The 17,885-nt window shown below is 56.9% G+C and carries 11 protein-coding genes, 1 pseudogene and 1 riboswitch; of the genes and pseudogenes, 5 read left to right on the top strand and 7 right to left on the bottom strand.

Annotated elements, in window-relative coordinates; translation table 11 throughout:
• The first annotated feature begins 10 nt into the window (after nt 1-10).
• The 3 genes and pseudogenes from ACZ6ZO_RS03985 to ACZ6ZO_RS03995 all read left to right on the top strand — a co-directional run bounded on the left by ACZ6ZO_RS03985 (nt 11) and on the right by ACZ6ZO_RS03995 (nt 7,460).
• Nucleotides 11-4,959, top strand: a pseudogene (locus ACZ6ZO_RS03985) (DEAD/DEAH box helicase).
• A 681-nt stretch (nt 4,960-5,640) separates the two neighbouring features.
• On the top strand, nt 5,641-6,336 hold the full coding sequence (locus ACZ6ZO_RS03990) for an NYN domain-containing protein (protein WP_465290728.1): 696 nt from the start codon (nt 5,641-5,643) through the stop codon (nt 6,334-6,336).
• A 200-nt stretch (nt 6,337-6,536) separates the two neighbouring features.
• Complete coding sequence (locus tag ACZ6ZO_RS03995) at nt 6,537-7,460, top strand: YbjN domain-containing protein (protein WP_465290730.1); 924 nt, start codon at nt 6,537-6,539, stop codon at nt 7,458-7,460.
• 48 nt (nt 7,461-7,508) lie between these two features.
• Here the strand turns inward: ACZ6ZO_RS03995 and ACZ6ZO_RS04000 are convergent, their stop codons facing one another.
• The 5 genes from ACZ6ZO_RS04000 to ACZ6ZO_RS04020 form a co-directional block, all read right to left on the bottom strand.
• Nucleotides 7,509-8,879: a cryptochrome/photolyase family protein gene (locus ACZ6ZO_RS04000; protein ID WP_465290732.1), complete on the bottom strand. Its 1,371-nt coding sequence runs from the start codon at nt 8,877-8,879 to the stop codon at nt 7,509-7,511.
• Nucleotides 8,880-8,903: 24 nt separating this feature from the next.
• Nucleotides 8,904-10,475 (bottom strand): N-acetylglucosamine-specific PTS transporter subunit IIBC, encoded by a 1,572-nt coding sequence (nagE, locus tag ACZ6ZO_RS04005; protein ID WP_465290734.1) that lies wholly within the window; start codon nt 10,473-10,475, stop codon nt 8,904-8,906.
• A gap of 12 nt (nt 10,476-10,487) precedes the next feature.
• Nucleotides 10,488-11,312: a PRD domain-containing protein gene (locus ACZ6ZO_RS04010; RefSeq protein WP_465290735.1), complete on the bottom strand. Its 825-nt coding sequence runs from the start codon at nt 11,310-11,312 to the stop codon at nt 10,488-10,490.
• A 209-nt stretch (nt 11,313-11,521) separates the two neighbouring features.
• A complete protein-coding gene (locus ACZ6ZO_RS04015; protein ID WP_465290736.1) occupies nt 11,522-12,970 on the bottom strand; it encodes a magnesium transporter in 1,449 nt (482 codons plus the stop codon).
• A 32-nt stretch (nt 12,971-13,002) separates the two neighbouring features.
• Entirely contained in the window at nt 13,003-13,470 is a 468-nt protein-coding gene (locus tag ACZ6ZO_RS04020) for an MgtC/SapB family protein (protein WP_465290737.1), read from the bottom strand.
• 45 nt (nt 13,471-13,515) lie between these two features.
• Nucleotides 13,516-13,694: riboswitch (M-box (ykoK) riboswitch) on the bottom strand.
• Between the two features lie 103 nt (nt 13,695-13,797).
• Here ACZ6ZO_RS04020 and ACZ6ZO_RS04025 point away from each other — a divergent pair.
• Both ACZ6ZO_RS04025 and ACZ6ZO_RS04030 read left to right on the top strand, forming a co-directional pair.
• Nucleotides 13,798-15,225 carry a mechanosensitive ion channel family protein gene (locus tag ACZ6ZO_RS04025; protein WP_465290738.1) on the top strand — a complete coding sequence of 476 codons (1,428 nt, stop codon included), beginning with the start codon at nt 13,798-13,800 and terminating at the stop codon, nt 15,223-15,225.
• Between the two features lie 64 nt (nt 15,226-15,289).
• A complete protein-coding gene (locus ACZ6ZO_RS04030; RefSeq protein WP_182384976.1) occupies nt 15,290-16,369 on the top strand; it encodes a Fic family protein in 1,080 nt (359 codons plus the stop codon).
• Between the two features lie 70 nt (nt 16,370-16,439).
• On the opposite strand, the gene ACZ6ZO_RS04035 is transcribed toward ACZ6ZO_RS04030, so the two are convergent.
• Nucleotides 16,440-17,240: an Fpg/Nei family DNA glycosylase gene (locus ACZ6ZO_RS04035; protein ID WP_465290739.1), complete on the bottom strand. Its 801-nt coding sequence runs from the start codon at nt 17,238-17,240 to the stop codon at nt 16,440-16,442.
• Nucleotides 17,222-17,731, bottom strand: a complete 510-nt coding sequence (locus tag ACZ6ZO_RS04040; protein ID WP_182384974.1) for a 2'-5' RNA ligase family protein — start codon at nt 17,729-17,731, stop codon at nt 17,222-17,224. The genes ACZ6ZO_RS04035 and ACZ6ZO_RS04040 overlap by 19 nt, the downstream gene beginning before the upstream one ends.
• Between the last annotated feature and the right edge of the window lie 154 nt (nt 17,732-17,885).

The raw sequence follows: 17,885 nt of genomic DNA on the forward strand, positions 1-17,885 counted from the left end.
AATATTACTTATGTCTTCTTTCCGTGATGCCATCGTTGAACTCCGTACGCTCCCATCGGCTGCTGAGCAGGGACTCAGCTTTGAAAAGCTCATGGTGAACTACTTCAAGGCTGATCCGGTGCTCAAGGAACGCTATGACGAGGTCTATCGTTGGGGCGATTGGAAGTACAACGGAGGCAAAGCGGATACCGGAATCGACTTGGTCGCCCGTCGACGTGATGACCAACGCTGGACGGCAATCCAGTGCAAGTTCTACCTGCCGCAGACCTATCTGCAGAAGCGGCACTTGGATTCGTTCTTCGAGGCGTCAGGACGTAGTTTCCAGACCGAGAACGGCGTCGAGACTTTTGCCAACCGCATCATTATTTCCACCACCGATAATTGGTCGAGTAATGCGGAATCCGCGTTGGAAAACCAGATCATTAAGACCAACCGCATCGGGGTGAGCGACATTGCGGAATCGCCGATCAACTGGGACATTGTGTTCCCTGGTTCGGAGATTCAGATCAACCTGACGAGAAAAGAGTTCTTCGAACCGCGTCCACACCAGGAAGAAGCCATCAAGAATGTCCTGCAAGGTTTCAAAACGCATGATCGAGGCAAGCTCATCATGGCTTGCGGTACGGGCAAGACTTTTACTTCGTTGCGGTTGGCGGAACGTTTTGCAGCTGAGCTGAATCCGACTAATCCTAAGGCCCGGGTGTTGTTCCTAGTGCCGTCGATTAGCTTGCTTTCTCAAAGCTTGAAGGAGTGGTCGGCCCAGGCACAGCTGGATCTGCGCACCTACGCGGTGTGCTCGGATACCAAGGTAGGCAAGGAAGCGGAGGATATCGCCAGCTACGATCTGGAGATTCCCGTTAGTACGAATGGTGCGGAAATCAGTGAGGAACTGAGCAAGGGCAAACGCAAAGCTGGGCTAACAGTTGTTTTCTCCACTTACCAGTCCATTCCTGCGATCCATGACGCGCAAGAAAAGGGCCTTGACCCATTCGACTTGGTCATTTGCGATGAAGCGCACCGCACCACGGGCGCGACGCTGCATGGCGACGACCCATCAAACTTCAACCGGGTCCACGACGCGAATTACATCAAGGCAGGCAAGCGCCTGTACATGACGGCCACACCACGCCTGTTCGGTGACACTGTCAAAGGCAAGGCAATTGAGCACTCCGCCGAGCTGTTCTCCATGGACGATGAGGCGATCTATGGTCCTGAAATGCACCGCCTCGGATTCGGTGAGGCGGTGTCGAAGGACCTGCTCACGGACTACAAAGTCCTGGTCATGACAGTGGACGAGTCGGTGGCAGCCGACGCGATGGCTCGCATGGCGCCTACCGAGGAGCTGACCCTCACCCAGGCATCCGCAATGATCGGCGCGTGGAATGCCTTTGCCAAGCGGTCGGGAACCGAACAAGGCAAGAAGGGCGGCTTTGAAGAGGGCGCACTCCCAATGGAGCGCGCGGTCGCGTTTGCCAAGGACATCAAGACCTCTAAGAATATCGCCGCTTCGTTCCCGCAGCTCATTGCGAGCCACACCGATTTCCTTCGGGAGAAAGCCGTGCTCAACGACGTCTCCCTTCACAACGTGGACCTGCGAGTGACCGCCGATCATGTGGACGGAGGGATGAATGCACTGACTCGCAAAGAAAAGTTGACGTGGCTCAAGGCCGCGAAAGAACAGGACGAAATTCGTGTCTTGACCAACGCCCGCTGCCTTTCTGAGGGCGTGGATGTGCCGGCGCTGGATTCGGTGGTGTTCTTCAACCCCCGCAATTCGATTGTGGACGTGGTGCAGTCCGTCGGCCGGGTGATGCGTAAGTCGGAGGGCAAGGAGTATGGCTACATTATCCTTCCGGTGGCTGTCCCCCCAGGTAAGAGCCCCGCTGAGGTGCTGAATGACAACAAGCGCTTCAAGGTTGTCTGGCAGGTGCTGAACGCCCTCCGTGCCCACGATGAGCGGTTCAATGCCCGAGTCAGCTCCGTCAATCTCAACGAAGGCGATCACGAAAAGCTCCCCGTCGAGCACGACCACGTGGGCGACACCAAGAAGCCGGATAACTTTGACACGGGCAAGGACGAAGTCACCCAGTTGGTGTTGTTCTCGCTGGAGGAATGGCAGGAAGCGATCTACACCAAAATCGTGGACAAGGTCGGCACCCGCACGTATTGGGAGGATTGGGCCGAAGACGTCGCGGGCATCGCGCAGGCACAGATGGAGCGCATTAGGGCGCTTATCGACGCCGCCGACCCCACAATCCGCAAAGAATTCGACATCTTCGTCGAGGGCTTACGGGGCAACCTGAACGACTCGATTACCGAAGACGATGCGATCAGCATGTTGTCCCAGCACCTGATCACCGCGCCGGTGTTCAACGCGCTGTTTAACTCGGAGAACTTCGGGAAAATGAACCCGGTTGCCCGCGTGATGCAACGCATGGTCGACGCGCTTGATGACAAGAAACTGGAGACCGAAACCCAGCCACTGGAAAAGTTCTACGCCGATGTCCGCCTGCGCGCCGAAGCCTTGACCAGCGCCTCCGGCAAACAGCAGGTAATTAAGGAACTGTACGAGAAGTTCTTCCGCAAGGCTTTCAAAAAGCAGTCCGAAGCCCTCGGCATCGTCTACACCCCAGTGGAAATTGTGGACTTCATCCTCCGCGCCGCCAACGACCTGTCGATTAAGCACTTTGGTCGCAGCCTTTCCGACGAAGGCGTCCACTTCCTCGACCCATTCACCGGTACCGGAACCTTCATGGTGCGCCTGCTGCAATCGGGCCTTATCAAGCCAGAGGATCTGGCCCGCAAGTATGCCTCCGAACTGCACGCCACCGAGATCATGCTGCTCGCATACTACGTGGCCACTGCGAACATCGAGATGACCTACAACGCGCTGCGGGAAGAGGCGGCGCTTCGCGACGGTACTGAGGCCCCAGATTACGAGCCGTTCCAAGGCATCGCGCTTGCCGATACCTTCCAGGTGTATGAGGACGGCGACGTTCTTGATCTTGAAGTCTTCCGAGAGAACAATGCTGCCATTAATCGGCAGATCGAAGCACCGATCAACGTGATTGTGGGAAACCCACCGTACTCGGTAGGTCAAAACAGTGCTAACGATCTGAATGCGAATCTCAAGTATCCGACCTTGGATAAGCGAATTGAAGAGACCTACGCGGCTAAGTCGACCGCGACGAACAAGAACTCGCTTTATGACTCCTACCTGCGCGCATTCCGCTGGGCGACGGACCGCATTGGTGATCGGGGCGTAGTCGCGTTTGTAACCAACAACGGCTGGATTGACGGAAATACCGGGGGGGGGGGGTACGCCTTTCAATGGCAGAAGACTTCTCGGACATTTACATTTTCAATCTGCGCGGCAATTCCCGAACAACAGGCGATTTGGCGAAACGAGAAGGCGGAAACGTCTTCAATATTCGTGTAGGTGTGGCAGTCACCGTAGGAATCAAAGACAGTAGCAAGAAAGGCTGCAGTATTCACTACTACGAATCGCCTGACTACGCCACGCCGGAAATGAAAACAAAATACGCCACCCAAGCGACTGTCACGGAAATTGACTGGCGAATGATTCAACCAAACGAATATGGCGATTGGTTGAGCCAGCGGTCGGCAGAATTTGAAAAGTGGCCGGTACTCGGAGAGAAAAAAGGTACATCAAGCAAGTATTTCGATTCGTACTCTGCTGGTCTCCAAACTAATCGTGATGCTTGGGTTTATTCATTTGGCGAAGCAAAACTAGTTCGACAAGTTGCAGAGATGGGTGAAGCTTACAACTTGGCGGTTGAAGAGTTTCGCCAATTGGGCAAAACTAGTGTTGGCCCTGGAGAGAAACAGGTGGAAGCTTTTCTAAAAGAATCTCCCGTTCATTCAGATCCACGGCGCATCAAATGGAGTCGTAGTCTGAGGAACTATGCACATAGGCAATCGAAATTTGCCTTTGAAAAGGAAAAGTTAAGTACTGCAATATATCGTCCTTTTGACAGGAAACATGTCTATTTTGATCGACTTCTTAACCACGAGCAGTCTCAGATGCCGTCGATGTTCCCGACTCCGGAGCATAGAAACATTGGCTTCTACATCGTCAATCCGGGCAGCGCAAAGCCCTTTTCAACACTCGCCACTGATTTGATCCCAGATCTTGCGATGTGGGGTTCCAATGCAGGCCAGTTCTTCCCCCGCTTCACGTGGGAAAAGTTGGAGGCTCCTGAAGGTCAGCTTGATTTGAGTCAAGGGTGCGTCGATAAGCCTGCCGAGGTGAGCAAGTACGGTGAGGTCGGTGAGGTCGTGGCGGGGTACCGGCGCGTCGATAATGTGACCGACGAGATCAAGAAGCTGTACCGGGATGCGCTGGGCGCGGACATTTCCGGCGATGACATCTTCCACTTTGTGTACGGCAAGCTGCACGACCCGGATTATCGGGAGAAGTATGCGGCCGATCTGAAGAAGATGCTGCCGCATATTGAGACGCCGGCGACGCGGGAAGAGTTCGACAAGTTTGCCGTGGCCGGCGAGAAGCTCATGAAGCTGCACGTCGGGTATGAGGACGTGGCACCGTACCCGGTCTCGATTGAGGTGAAGGCGGGCGTGGATCCTGAGGACCGGGAGACGTGGCGCGTGCTGAAGATGAAATGGAAGAAGGTACGCGATCCTGAGACCGGGAAACTGGTCTGCGATTACACGCGGATTGAATACAACAAGAAGGTGACCATCGCGAATCTGCCGGTGGATGCCGAGGAATACATGCTCGGATCGCGCTCGGCACCGGCGTGGATTATCGACCGCTACCAGGTGAAGAAGGACAAAGCATCCGGCATTGTGAATGACCCGAACGACTGGGCCGATGAAGTTGCCAACCCGCGGTACATCGTAGACCTCATTGCCAAAGTCGCGCGCGTGGCCGTGGAGACAAATGACATTGTGAAGGGGTTGTCATTGGAGAAATAGCTGCTGGATGTGAGATTTCGAGATCCGCGGATTCCTGCTTTCCTAGAGCAACTGCCCGAGCATGTGCAAAGCACCGATGTGTTTGAGAGAATGACGCCAGGTAGAAATGTTTGTACCAGACGCAAAAAGACCACTTGCTGGGTTGGCTCAGGACTCAAATGGTCCACGGTGTAAGGCAATTCAATCGTGAGAAGCTCACGTACTACCTACAACAGATTGCAATGCGCGCCGGCAATCGTATGGATCGCTGAAGTGATCGGGATTCCTGAGAAAACCTATTTGCGGTAGTGGATGAAGTTCTCCGAGAAACAGACCAGCGGCGCTGCTCGGGAGATTGTTCGCAAGCGCTTGCCGTGGAGCCTATTCGCTCAGCATGTGGTGCAACATCCGGTGTGGAAACCTCGGTAATCTAGAACGCCCACTTGCAGAAGGTTCAATAGACGCCTTTGGCGGACAGAGAAAGCTCGGTGGGGTTAACGGCATTTTTGAGAGGCTTAGCGGTTGGCATCTGAGTTGCCCTCAGTGTTAGGATACGCGCACGTAGTCCAGCCGTTGACCCTCCACCTATAAGGAGAGTGCCGATGACTGGGCTCAAACTCTATGGGGGAGTGGAAATTGGGGAAGCATCATTTAGGTAGGTCGGCAACGAATTTTCCACGGCGACCTATCATAACTGCCATCATGGTGGATGGCGGATTCTATCGAAAGCGAGCCAAGAAACTATTCGGAGAAAAAACTCCGCGTGAGCGGGCGGATGAACTCTTGGTTTACTGTCGGCGGCACATCCGTGAGTCCGAGAGCAGTCTTTATCGGATCTTTTACTATGATTGTCCTCCTTCAAACAAAGTACTGTACCATCCGCTAACTCAAAGCCAGCAGAATTTGGGCAAGTCGGAAGAGTATGCATGGATGACGGCATTTTTTGAAGAGATCGTCAAGAAGCGAAAAGTAGCGTTGAGGCGCGGAGAAGAGTTAGAAACTCAGAACGGATACACACTCAAGCCCGGGCCTTTGAAGAAGCTCTGCCGAGGTGACATTTCAGTTACTGATCTCTGTGAGACGGACTTTTCTCTGGATATCACGCAAAAGGGTGTCGACATGCGCATCGGCCTCGATATTGCATCGCTAGCGGAACGAGGTCTAGTCAACCAAATCGTCATGATTTCCGGTGATAGTGACTTTGTACCTGCAGCCAAGCACGCTCGACGATCTGGAATTGATTTCATCTTGGATCCTATGTGGGCCAATGTCTCAAATAGCCTCAACGAACACGTGGACGGCGTTCGGGAATGTGTTTCCAAGCCTCCAAGAAACCTAGAGGACCCACTTTACGGCGCTACGCCTACGCCACTCATGGAAGAGGGGGATGAACTCTAGCTCTGCCCACCTGCCAGGAAACAAATCTGCCAAAACTTAAGTTCAATTCGGCGTCGAGAATGGCCTCCCAGTCACACCGTCCCTGCTGCCACGCTGGACAAATAGTGCCAAAATAGTACATGCGTTCGACTTTTCATAAAAGCGTGTCCGCCCTGCTTGTTAGCGTGAAAGGTGTTCCAGCGAGAGAGCAGGAGGGCATCATGGAATTTGATCGAATTTTGTCGGACAACGAGGTCGCGCCGGTGACGATGACGCGGCTCATGGGTGCAATGACTGACCTTGGTATCCGGTATCGGGTGGATGAGGAAGACGATTGCGAGGTGTGGGCCAGCTGGCCGGGCTACATTGTGCATGTTGTTTGGGATGGGCCGTTTGAGCCGACGCTGCTGTTTGGGGTGCGTATTTGGGGTGACATGCATATTCGGCAGTTGCCGGAACTGACGGCGTGGGTCGCGGCCTACAATAGTGAGCGCTGCCAGCCGACGCTGGGTTTCCGCAAGCAGGGTGAGCGGTTGACGGTGCATGTCGACGCTTTCGTCTCCCTCAAGGGCGGCATGTCTGATGTGCAGCTCCGGGAGAACCTCGACACCATATTTGGTGGCATTAACAGGGCAGTGCGTGCCGCGGGCATCGAGTTCCCCGAGCTCACCCACACCGAACCGGGATTTCTCGCCAACTTTGATGCGGACGAACTTGACCTCACGCTGCCGGTCACGAATGGGCGCATCGAAAAGACTCTCGAGGTCCTCGAGGCTGAAGATATCTTTGAGTACCCCAGTGGGGACGTAACCTTCCGTAGCAACGATGTTTACCACTGCTGCAGGCTTCTCGACGGCGGTACCTGGCTCCAAGTGGCCACCATTATCGGAGAAACCACTCACTTGAACGGACTCCTCCTCGACCTTGCCAACGAACTCAACATTGAGGAACAGAGCTCCCGCTTTTGCGTGCTTCCCGACGGTGACGGCCACCAGCTCCGCTGCGAATCCAACACCTTCATTTCCATTGGCATGACCGCTGCACAGTTGGGTGAGGCGCTGCGCGACGCCGTCTGGAGCCACAACCATCTGCACTGGCGCTGCCTTCAGCGGCTTCAAGCCATGGAAAAAACTGCCTCCAACTAGCGCTGCTCCCAGTGAAACCCGTGAAGTGGCGTCAAAAACCCTCAACCACTAGCAAGCCCGGTACATCTCCAGTGCCATGGCGCGAGATTCTTTCAGATCTACGATCGGTGGCGGGTAGGCCGGGCTGTGGCGTTCGGGGATCCATTTGTCCCGGTAGTGGCCGTCGGGATCGAACTTTTTGGCTTGGGTGTCTGGGTTGAAGATGCGGAAGTAGGGGGCGGCGTCGTCCCCGCAGCCGGCGACCCACTGCCAATTGAAGGCGTTGCTGGCCGGGTCGGCGTCCACGAGGGTGTCCCAGAACCATTCTTCGCCGTGGCGCCAGTGAATCCCGAGGTTCTTCGTCAGCAGGGAGCCCACCACCATGCGTACCCGGTTGTGCATGTATCCGGTGTGGATGAGTTCGCGCAGGCCGGCGTCGGCAAGCTCAATGCCTGTTTCTCCGCGCTGCCAGGCGGTGAGGTCGCTGGCGGCGGGGTGGCTGGCGCCGTCGCGGGGCATCCAATACCAGGGGAAGTTCTGGAAGCGGGGCCGGATGGTGTCCTGCGTCATGGTGGGCACGTGGTAGAGGCGGTGCCAGGCGAACTCGCGCCAGCCGAGCTCCTTGCGGAAGGTCTCGGAGCTGCTGGCTAGCCAGGCGGTGCGCGGGCTGATCTCCCCGAACCTCAGGTGCGGGGAGAGGTTGCTGGTGGCGTCGATGGCGGGAAAATCCCGGTTGCGGGCGTAGTCCGGCTTAGCGAGGAAATCCTCGAGCCGCTCGGTGGCGCCACGCTCACCTGGGGTCCAGCGCTCGGCCAGCCCACGGGTCCAGTCGGGTTCGCGCCGGGCCGGGTGCGTGGGCACCAGCGCGAGGTCATCGATCATCCGCGCGGTGGCAGCCACATCCGCCCCAGGCCCCAGCTTGCCGACGGCCAGTTCACACCCCTCCCACTGCTGCGCGGCAAGGAACTTATCCAACGCGGCAAAGTACGGGGTGAACACCTTATAGCCCGCGCCTTGTTGCGTGCGAACCTCCCACGGCTCTGCCAGGAGGAAACCGGGATAGCTGTGCGCTTCGAGGCCTGCGCTGCGGAGGTTGTCCTTGACAGTGGCATCGATATCTCGTTGTGGCTGGTGGTAGCGGCGAGTCCAGGACACAAACCGGGCCCCCACCTGGGACGCTACCTGTGGCACCACTGCCCGCGGATCCCCCGCCATCACCAGCAGGGGAATGTCATGTTCTGCCAGCTCAGTGGCGAGAGCACGGAGGCTGTGGTGCAACCACCACTTCGTTGCCCCGCCGAGTGATCGGACCCCAGTGCCCGGGGTTTCCAGCACATAAAGCCCGACTGTGGTTCCGTGGGAGGTGGCGGCGCTGAGGGCTGGGTTGTCCTCGAGGCGGAGGTCGTCACGGAACCAGTGCAAGGCATCAGAGGTGTACATCCCAGAGATATTACCTGCGCCCAGCTACCTTATGGCAGTGGATCCGGAGACTTGGCGGGATACCTCGTCGTACATGAACTGCACCTGGGGGCCGATGATGACCTGGATGCTGCGCGCACCTGGGCGAATGATGCCGGCAACACCGGCGTTTTTGATGGTGGATTCATCAATCAAGTCATCATCTTTCACAGCGACACGCAGGCGCGTAGCGCAGTAGTCGAGCGCGTCGATGTTCTCCGCACCGCCGAGACCTGCGATGATATGGCTGGCGGCCTTGGAGGTTTCCATATCTCCTGCTTCTTCCGCAGCGGTAAGCTCTTCGTCATCCTCACGGCCTGGGGTCTTAAGGTTGAGCGCGCCGATGAGGACGTAGAAGATCGCGAAGTAGAGGGCGAAGTAGATAGCGCCGAGGACCAGCAGCATCCACCACTTGTTGGACAGTGGGTTCTGGGCGGACAGCAGCATGTCGATGAAACCGGCGGAGAAGCCGAAGCCGGCGGTCCAGTGGAAGAAGGTTGCGATCGCCAAAGACAGGCCCGTTAGCAGCGCGTGGACCAGGTAGAGTGCCGGTGCGAGGAACATGAAGGAGAACTCCAGCGGTTCGGTCACACCGGTGAAGAAGGCAGCCAGTGCGCCTGCCAGCATGAGCGAGCCCACAGCCTTACGACGCTCTGGCTTGGAACGCAGGTAGATAGCGAGCGCACCGCCTGGGAGGCCGAACATCATGATCGGGAAGAATCCGCCCTGGTACTGACCGATAACGCCAACCACTTCGCAGGTGTTGTTGACCCAGTTGCCAGGGCAGGATGCGGCGTCGGTAGCGGCCTGGGCAGCGGCGATGGTTTTACCGCCGTCGAGGAACTTGCCAATGTCATTAATGCCGATGACGTCAAACCAGAAGATCGAGTTCACTGCGTGGTGCAGGCCCGTCGGGATCAGGAGTCGGTTGATGAAGCCATAAAGGCCAGCGCCCAGTGGGCCCATGCCCTGGATAGCGGTACCGAAGTTGAACAGTGCGGTGTAAATCAGTGGCCACAGGACGTAGAGGATTCCCGAGAGCACAATGGAGAACAGAGAGGTCAGGATGGGGACCAGCCGACGGCCGGAGAAGAACGCCAGGAAGTCCGGTAGTTTCACGTTATGGAATCTGTTGTAGACCCACGCCGCGAGGATACCGACCAGAATGCCGAATAGCACGTTTTTCCCGCCGATGGCATCCCAGCCTTGGGAAGCCCAATGCAAGGCTTCATCGCCGGTGAGCGCTTTCGGATCTTCAATCCCCTTGTAGCTGGCCACCGCTTTCGGGCCGATCAGCGCAGTGACGGTGGCGAAACCGACGAACGCCGACAGAGCAGAGGCACCGTTGGAGTCCTTGGCCAGCCCGAAGGCGATGGCGATGGCGAAGATCCAGCCGAGGTTGTCCAGCACAGCCGAACCCGACTGGATGAACACGGCTGCTAGGACGTTATCGGAGCCCCATCCCTTGGGGTCAATCCAGTAGCCAATGCCCATGAGGAGGGCTGCCACCGGCATGACGGCCACCGCGCCCATCAGGGCTTTGCCGAGGCGTTGTAATGACTGCATTACAGTTCCCATGACTTTTCCTTTCTAAATATTCTGCGTCCAGCCATGCAAGAACATGGCGAGAAATGCTGCTTCGCCCCGCGCTTCCGGAGCGGTCGTGGGTTGATTCAATAAGTTCGCGATAATCCGATTGGCAACATCAAATTCTTTGGGCAGTCGCTTTTCGACGTCCCGCTGCAGCGCATTCGCGCGCAATCGCCCCTGTTTGAGGCGCCTGAGGAGCATCGCCAACTCCATAGACAGTGCGTCCTGGTCCCCCGCATCCCCGAGTAACTGCCTAACCGTAGCGGTGGCCTGCCCGAGAGCATTGGCCACGGCCAACGGTTGTTTCACACTGGCACCTGAGCGGGCGGCGTGAAGATGAAGTGCGATGTAGGCCGCTTCATCGAGGGGTAGGTCTAGCTGGTCGAGGTGGGTATTGAGGTAGTGCACGATCAGTTCGGCAGTATGAAACTCTTCTGGGATGACGGCCCTGGTTTCTGCGATGAGAGAATTATGGATCACTTCGCCCCGGGTGGTCCGCTCCACAGCGAATGCGATGTGTTCCACCAGAATCACGTAGACGCTGGGATGGAGGTCTCCGAGCATGTCACTGGCCAAATCAATGCTGGCGCTGATGACGGTGAGCAAATGATCGTCCAGTTCGCGGAGCGAATCCAGCACGGCGCGTTGCTGCTCACTAATCTCGACGTATTCGCGACCGTCGAGTGGCGATTCAATGAGATCACCGGGTTTCTTAGCAAACCCAATTCCTTTACCTACCCGCACGCTTTCAATGGCGTTTTCCCCTGCGGTAGACACAATCAGAGCGTTGTTGCTCAAGACTCGTCTTACTCTAAATTCGGGCATGGGGGCTCCTCGGGGCAGGGAAGCGTAAACATCCGGTCATGCCTGCACACGGGCAGTAACACCCAGAAGGAAGCTAAAAATTAATTTAGTCCGTAGGGACTCTGAACGGAATAGAAAACATAACTTTTTTCATATATGCCCTTCTTGTCACATTCAACTTCCCCCATTTGGGTTTCATTTTCGTTCCCTGGACCAGATAGCGATCACACCTATAACAATCCAGCAAGGAATACTGCAGCAAAACCGAAATAGATCAGTACACCCACGATGTCCATGATCGAGGTAATTAACGGTGCCGAGAGTGTCGCCGGATCCGCGCCAATCCGCCGGGCGAGAAAAGGAAGCAGGCTGCCGATGACAGCCCCCGCCACCGTGCAGCAGAACATCGATAGTCCTACTACCACTAAAATCGCGACCCCTGTTTCGGTGCCTAGCGCGAAGATAGGCCCTGATTTAGACATCAACGCCATGACGATCTCGGCGACTGCCACGGTTATCGCGATGAAAATAGCTACCGGGATCTCCCGCGCAACAATCTTGGCTAACTGTTTCCAGCTCACCGTGATCTGGCCTAGCGCCATCGAACGCAGCACGAGCGTGGCTGATTGGCTGCCAGAGTTGCCACCCATGTCGATGATCGGGGCGATGAACGCTGCCAGGATGACCACTTCCGCGATGAGGTCCTCTTGACTAGCTACAAAAGTAGAGGTGACCACACCGAAAACGGTGAGGATGAGGAGCCAGAACACCCGGGTGAAAAACAAGGTGTGCAAGGGAGAGGCAAAGTAATCAAGGTTGGAATCCAGTAACGAACCACCGAAACGGGTCAGGATGCCGGCTTGCAGTCGACTATCGGCGTCCAGCAGGTCACGATGGCTCACCACGCCGAGCAGCTGTCCATCACTATTGCGTACCGGCAGCAACGACAGTCGCGATGCCTGTTGGGCTTTGAGTCCTTCGCCCACTGGATCCGTGGCGCACACTGAGGGAAGGGCGGTATCCATGAAGCTACTGATCTGCTGCTGGCTGTCCATATGGCGGACAACCTCAGCCAACTCAACGGCGCCCAGTGGCAGACCAGTGGGATCACAGACAAAAACAGTGTCTGTATCAAAGCGAACCTCAGAGGTCACCCGCATAAGCTGTACGACATCCCCTATGGTTGCCTCCGGCCCCACCAGCAGGAAAGCTGGGTTGACCAGAGCGCCCAGCTGGTTTTCCCGGTACCCGGCTACCAGCTCAATTTCCCGCAGGACGTCTTTCCGCAGTCGAGCGCGGAGCTGCCGAGCACGGTCCTGATCCACCGCTTGGAGCAAGTCATTGGCCTCATCTGGCGCCATCTCAGAAAGCGCACTACTGACAATGTTGTCCTCCAGCGCTTCAATATAAGCCAGTTGACGTGGGGTGGGCAGATCATTAAGGAATGAAGCCAACTCATGGGCATCGAGCTGGGCCAGGGTGCGGTAATCGGTCCTGCCCGGTAGTTGGCATATCGCCGCATCGATGGAATGCGGAGTGTAGATACCTAGTAGCTCACGCAGCAGTGCACTGTCGCCGTTTTGGAAGGCGAGGTACACGTCGTAAAGAATGGGGGTATCTTCGCTGCTAGATCCGCGGGGGTAAAACCAGCGGGCGGCTGAAATCTTGGAGTTAGACATGGCTATGCCTCCTAACAATTACTTTAAGTCGTTCACACCGCCGGTTCAGCGGCGTAGCTGGCATCTTCTGGTTCGAGTTCCGTTGTCCTGGCGAGCATGCGGGACAGGGGCCTCAGCACCGAGTTAGCCAACACGATGAGGATCGAGCCGATGAGGGCGATTTCCCACAAACCTGTTCCGCATAGTGCCCCAATGGCTGCTGAGGACCACATGGTGGCAGCGGTATTAAGCCCACTGATAGAAGCCCCATGTTTGATGATCACGCCGCCACCCAAGAAACCGATGCCGGAGACAATCTGTGCGGTCACCCGGGTTGGATCGCCACCACCGAACGCCTCAGCACCGAGCACCGTAAAAAGGGCCGAACCTAGAGAAATCAAAGTGGTGGTGCGCAGGCCGGCGGCCCGTGCCCGCAATTCACGTTCAGATCCGATCAAGATCCCAAGCACGAAGGCAAGGCTTAAATGGGCAGTCAGATGCCCGAGATTGAGCAGAGTCATGTTGTACCTTTCCACACCCACAGTGGGAACAAGGTTCCAGGTGAGTGTGAGCTTCCACGTAAGGAGTTTGACTCTCAACGGCGTATCTGTCCCATAGTTTGGGCAGAAACCACTTTGGATTACCCCTTAATCCGAGGAAATCTGTCCTAACCCTGCGGCATCTCTCGATGCTTTCGGATCAGTGGCCTGTGTCCGCTGAGGAATCTCATCTAACAAAGCACTGGTCATCTTACATAAGATAAATATTTTTGCAATAACCCTGCCGCACCTGTGCTGAAGTAACAACGGCACCGAACCAAAACGCCCAACGCTATTACTCTGGTGCCTATGCCAGTGGAGTTAATACTCGAAGAAATCAAACAGTGGATTGTTGCCCATGGCATTTTCCTTGCCATGCTGGTGATCATCGGCTTCCTCATCCCCCGAGTCGGACGTCGCGTCATCGCCGGAGCAGGCAAAGCCGTTGACGAAGGCAGCGAAGCTGCAAAGGGGCGAAAAGCCCTGGTAGGTGCGATGGTCTACATCGCTGAAGCCATCGCCTACACGTTCCTGATTATTTTCGGAATGCGGAACCTCGGGATCAACCTGGCTGCAGCTGCCATCCCCGCGACTGTCGTTTCCGCCGCGGTTGGTTTTGGTTCGCAGAAAATCATTGGCGACCTCCTGGGTGGTTTCTTCATCATCACGGAAAAGCAATACGGTATCGGCGACTGGGTGAAGTTCTACGGAACGGCAGCCACCGTCGAAGGCGACGTCGTGGACATGACGCTGCGCGCCACCACGATCCGCACCATCAATGGCGACGAAATCACCGTCCCCAACGGCGAAGCCCGCATGTGCGTCAACTCTTCGGCACGCTGGGCCCGCGCCGTGGTCAACATTCCAGTGCCGATCACGGCCGGTAGCTCAATGGATGAAATCAACGCGCGATCGCTGGCGGCGGCAGAAGATGCGCTGCTTGAGCCGTCGATAAGCGAGCATATCCGCAGCGAAATCACCTTCCACCCCGCCACCGCCGTCACCCCACCGACCGCCATGGGTCTGCCATGGACGGCCACGATGCGCCTCATGATCGACGTCGCGCCGGGCAAACAGTGGCTCGTCGAACGTGCCGTCCGCGCCGCCGTGCTGGACGAATGGTGGGAGGACTACGGCAAGCGCGCCAGCGAAACGACGCTGCTTGACGACGACGTCAACAATTCCCTCCGGCACCTGCTTGATACGGAAGAGTTTCGTCCCATCCCAGCAGCGGCCATCAAACCGGCCCCGCCTAAGGCAACGGATACCGGGGAGCTCGAAGCGCTCGCCAACGCCGCAGAAAACGCTGACGTGCCACGCGAACAGGTGATGAAGGAAATTGTGGAACGCTCCGATGCGCCGGAGAAACCACGGAAAGTCTCCGGAATCCTTTCGCTCGGTGGGCGAGTGCGCCCCTCTACGACGCTGCTGATGATCGGCCTGCTCATCGTCGGAATGTTGGGATCGATGACACTTTCTGACGGGCAGCAAGGAGGCCAAGCCGGATGGCTAGCTCCCGACCCCGTAGTGACGCAGACACCCGAGGCTCCCGCGCCGGCACCAGCGCCTCCCGTGTACTCGGAAGTGCCACAAACCTACATTCCGACGCCTGAGGAAACCTTTGAGCCCACCGTTGAGCCGACCGTCCCGGCGACGCCGGAAGCTACGTCAGAACCGGTAGCGACAGAACCCGTGGCCCCGGAGGTTGGAGAAACCCCAGTTCAGGAGACCCCCTAAAGGTAATATGTACATTTGGAGCCTAAAAATCGACACGTTTCGGGGAAATGTTTAAGGTGTGTACATGAGCAATTTCAATCCCGAAGTGCCCTATAACGATCTCCCTCCGTTGCCCCCTTCAGACGTTGTGGAAACAGTGAGGGTGCTCAAGGCCGTCATCGACGCGCAATCTGCCATATCCGCGCTCAATATGGCATGTCGGCTGATTCCAAATCCTGCGATCATTACGTCGACTATCCCGCTTCGGGAGGCGCAGGCTTCCACCGAAATTGAAAACATCGTCACCACAAACGATGAGCTGTTCCGAGCAGCTTGGCGCGCAGATGCCACGCCAACACCTGCCACAAAGGAGGCACTCCGCTATAACGATGCGCTCCATTTTGCGGTTTCCGGACTGGGGACACTTCCGGTCTCGGAAAAGTTAGCTAAAGAGGTGTGCGGGGTGTTGCAAGACGGGCGGAATGAGGTGCGATCAACTCCCGGCACCTACATTGGAGACCCATCTACTCAACAGAGGGCATACACCCCTCCGGAAGGGAGAGAGGTCATTGAGCGACACCTGTCTGCCTGGGAGCGATTCATCTACAGTGACCATGGCCTGAATCCGCTGGTGCTCATGGCATTGACTCACTACCAATTTGAAGCCATTCACCCTTTTTATGATGGCAATGGTCGCACAGGGCGAATTCTGAATGTGGCGCTGTTGGTACAGGAAGAAATGCTAGCTCTCCCCGTGCTATATCTTTCCGGACAGATCGTTGCCCACAAGTCTGAGTACTACCGATTGTTGAGGGCCGTCACGGTAGAAGGGGCCTGGGAAGAGTGGATCCTGTTCATGGTTAGGGCTGTGGAACGTGCTGCGCAAGAAGCAATACGTCTCATTGAAGCGGTAACCAAAGTCCAGGAGCAGCTAGCTGATCGGATTCGTGACCTCGGGATACAACCGGCAAAAGAGTTGGCTGAAGTCCTGGTGAAGAACCCATATGTGCGTATTGGCGACGTTACGGAAGCTGATATAGCCCAGCGCCAAACCGCCTCGAAGTGGCTTGCTCTGCTGGCTGAGAACGGTGTGCTGAGTGAACAAACGATCGGTCGAGAAAAAATCTTTAAGAACCTGGCTGTGCTCGAGGTATTGACCCAATAAAAGGTAATATGTACATTTGGAGCCTAAAAATCGACACGTTTCGGGGAAATGTTTAAGGCGTGTACATGTCCTAGCACTGGCAGGCGGGACACCAGAACAAGTTCCGGCCCTCTAACACCTGGTGGCTAATCGGAGTCCCGCACACATGGCAGGGCAGGCCCGCCCGGCGGTAGACATAAACCTCCCCGCCGTGGTCGTCCTTACGAGGCTCGCGCCCCATCGCCTCCGGGGTGTGCTCGGGCCGAACCGTATCGATCCTGCCAGCTGTTACCCCAGCCTTCATGAGCGTCACGAGGTCGCGCCACAGCGCATCGAATTGGCCCCGATCCAGTTCCCGCCCCGGAGTAAACGGGCTTAACCCCAAGCGAAACAACGGCTCAGCCCGGTAGATATTGCCCACGCCGGCAAACAACTTCTGGTCCATGAGCAACGAAGCGATCGTGCGGCCGGAGCGGCTCACACGAGACCACAGCCACTCGGGATCCGCATCTGCGCGCAATGGATCGGCGCCGAGCTTCGCCACGGCAGTCGCCATCTCGGACTCTGTGATCAGACGGCACCACTGCGGTCCAATCAGATCAGCCGCGGTATTCGAGTTGGCAATGCGCAGTCGCACCGTGGGGCCGGGGTCCGCCAAGGGCTGGATCCTCAACTTGCCGATCAAACCAAGATGGATGCTCACCACATGAGGCCCAGCGAAATGAACAAACAACTGTTTGCCGTAGGCGTCTGCGTGGGTGAGGACGTGGGTGTCGATAAGCGCGGCGGAGGCAGCGAACCGACCCTGCGGCGACGAAACACGAACGCGCTGGCCTGCGAATTTCTCGGTGAGGTCGCGGGCGAGTCGGTGGATTACGTGGCCTTCGGGCATGGAGCTAGTGTAGTCAGCTCCTGCTGCACCGGGCGCCAATACCCGGCCCGAACAGCGAGCAATTGGGTGGGAGGTCGCAGCTCGTCGAGTGCTGCCACGTAGTCGGGCACGATCGCACGAGGAAGCCGCAGTCCAACCGTGAGGTGCGGGGTCCAGCGATCACCGCGGCCATCCGGGTTCAAAGCGCTGAGTTCCCGGGCGGCGCGCTCCAGCTCATCGGTGGTTTCCAGCAGCAACGCCACGGTTTGCTTGGACTTAGTGCCAAAGACAACGGTGCCGACCCTCCGAAACTCAGCCGGAACCAACCCGGGTAGCAGTTCGGCGGCGCGCTCCACCACGCGCGGCGACATCGCGGGAGAAAACGTGAGCGTAATGTGCGGGGTTTGCTGCTGCCTCGGGAAACCGCGCTCCGCTAGCTGGTCAAAAAGCTGCCGGATCGCGGCATCGTGCTCGGGAGACAAGTAGAGCAAAAGGTTTTCTGGAGAAGACACGTAAAATTCCACATTTTCGGTCGGGAAACGGCCATTTTTGAGGCCCAGATGCAGAATTTCGATCGTTGTCAACTAGTTGTGAATCATTGAGGGTAAATGGGGGGTAGGTAGTAGTGGCTGTTAGGTCATCGCTGTGTCGAATATTGTTTGGGTT

The organism is Corynebacterium sp. NPDC104732 (assembly GCF_055583565.1).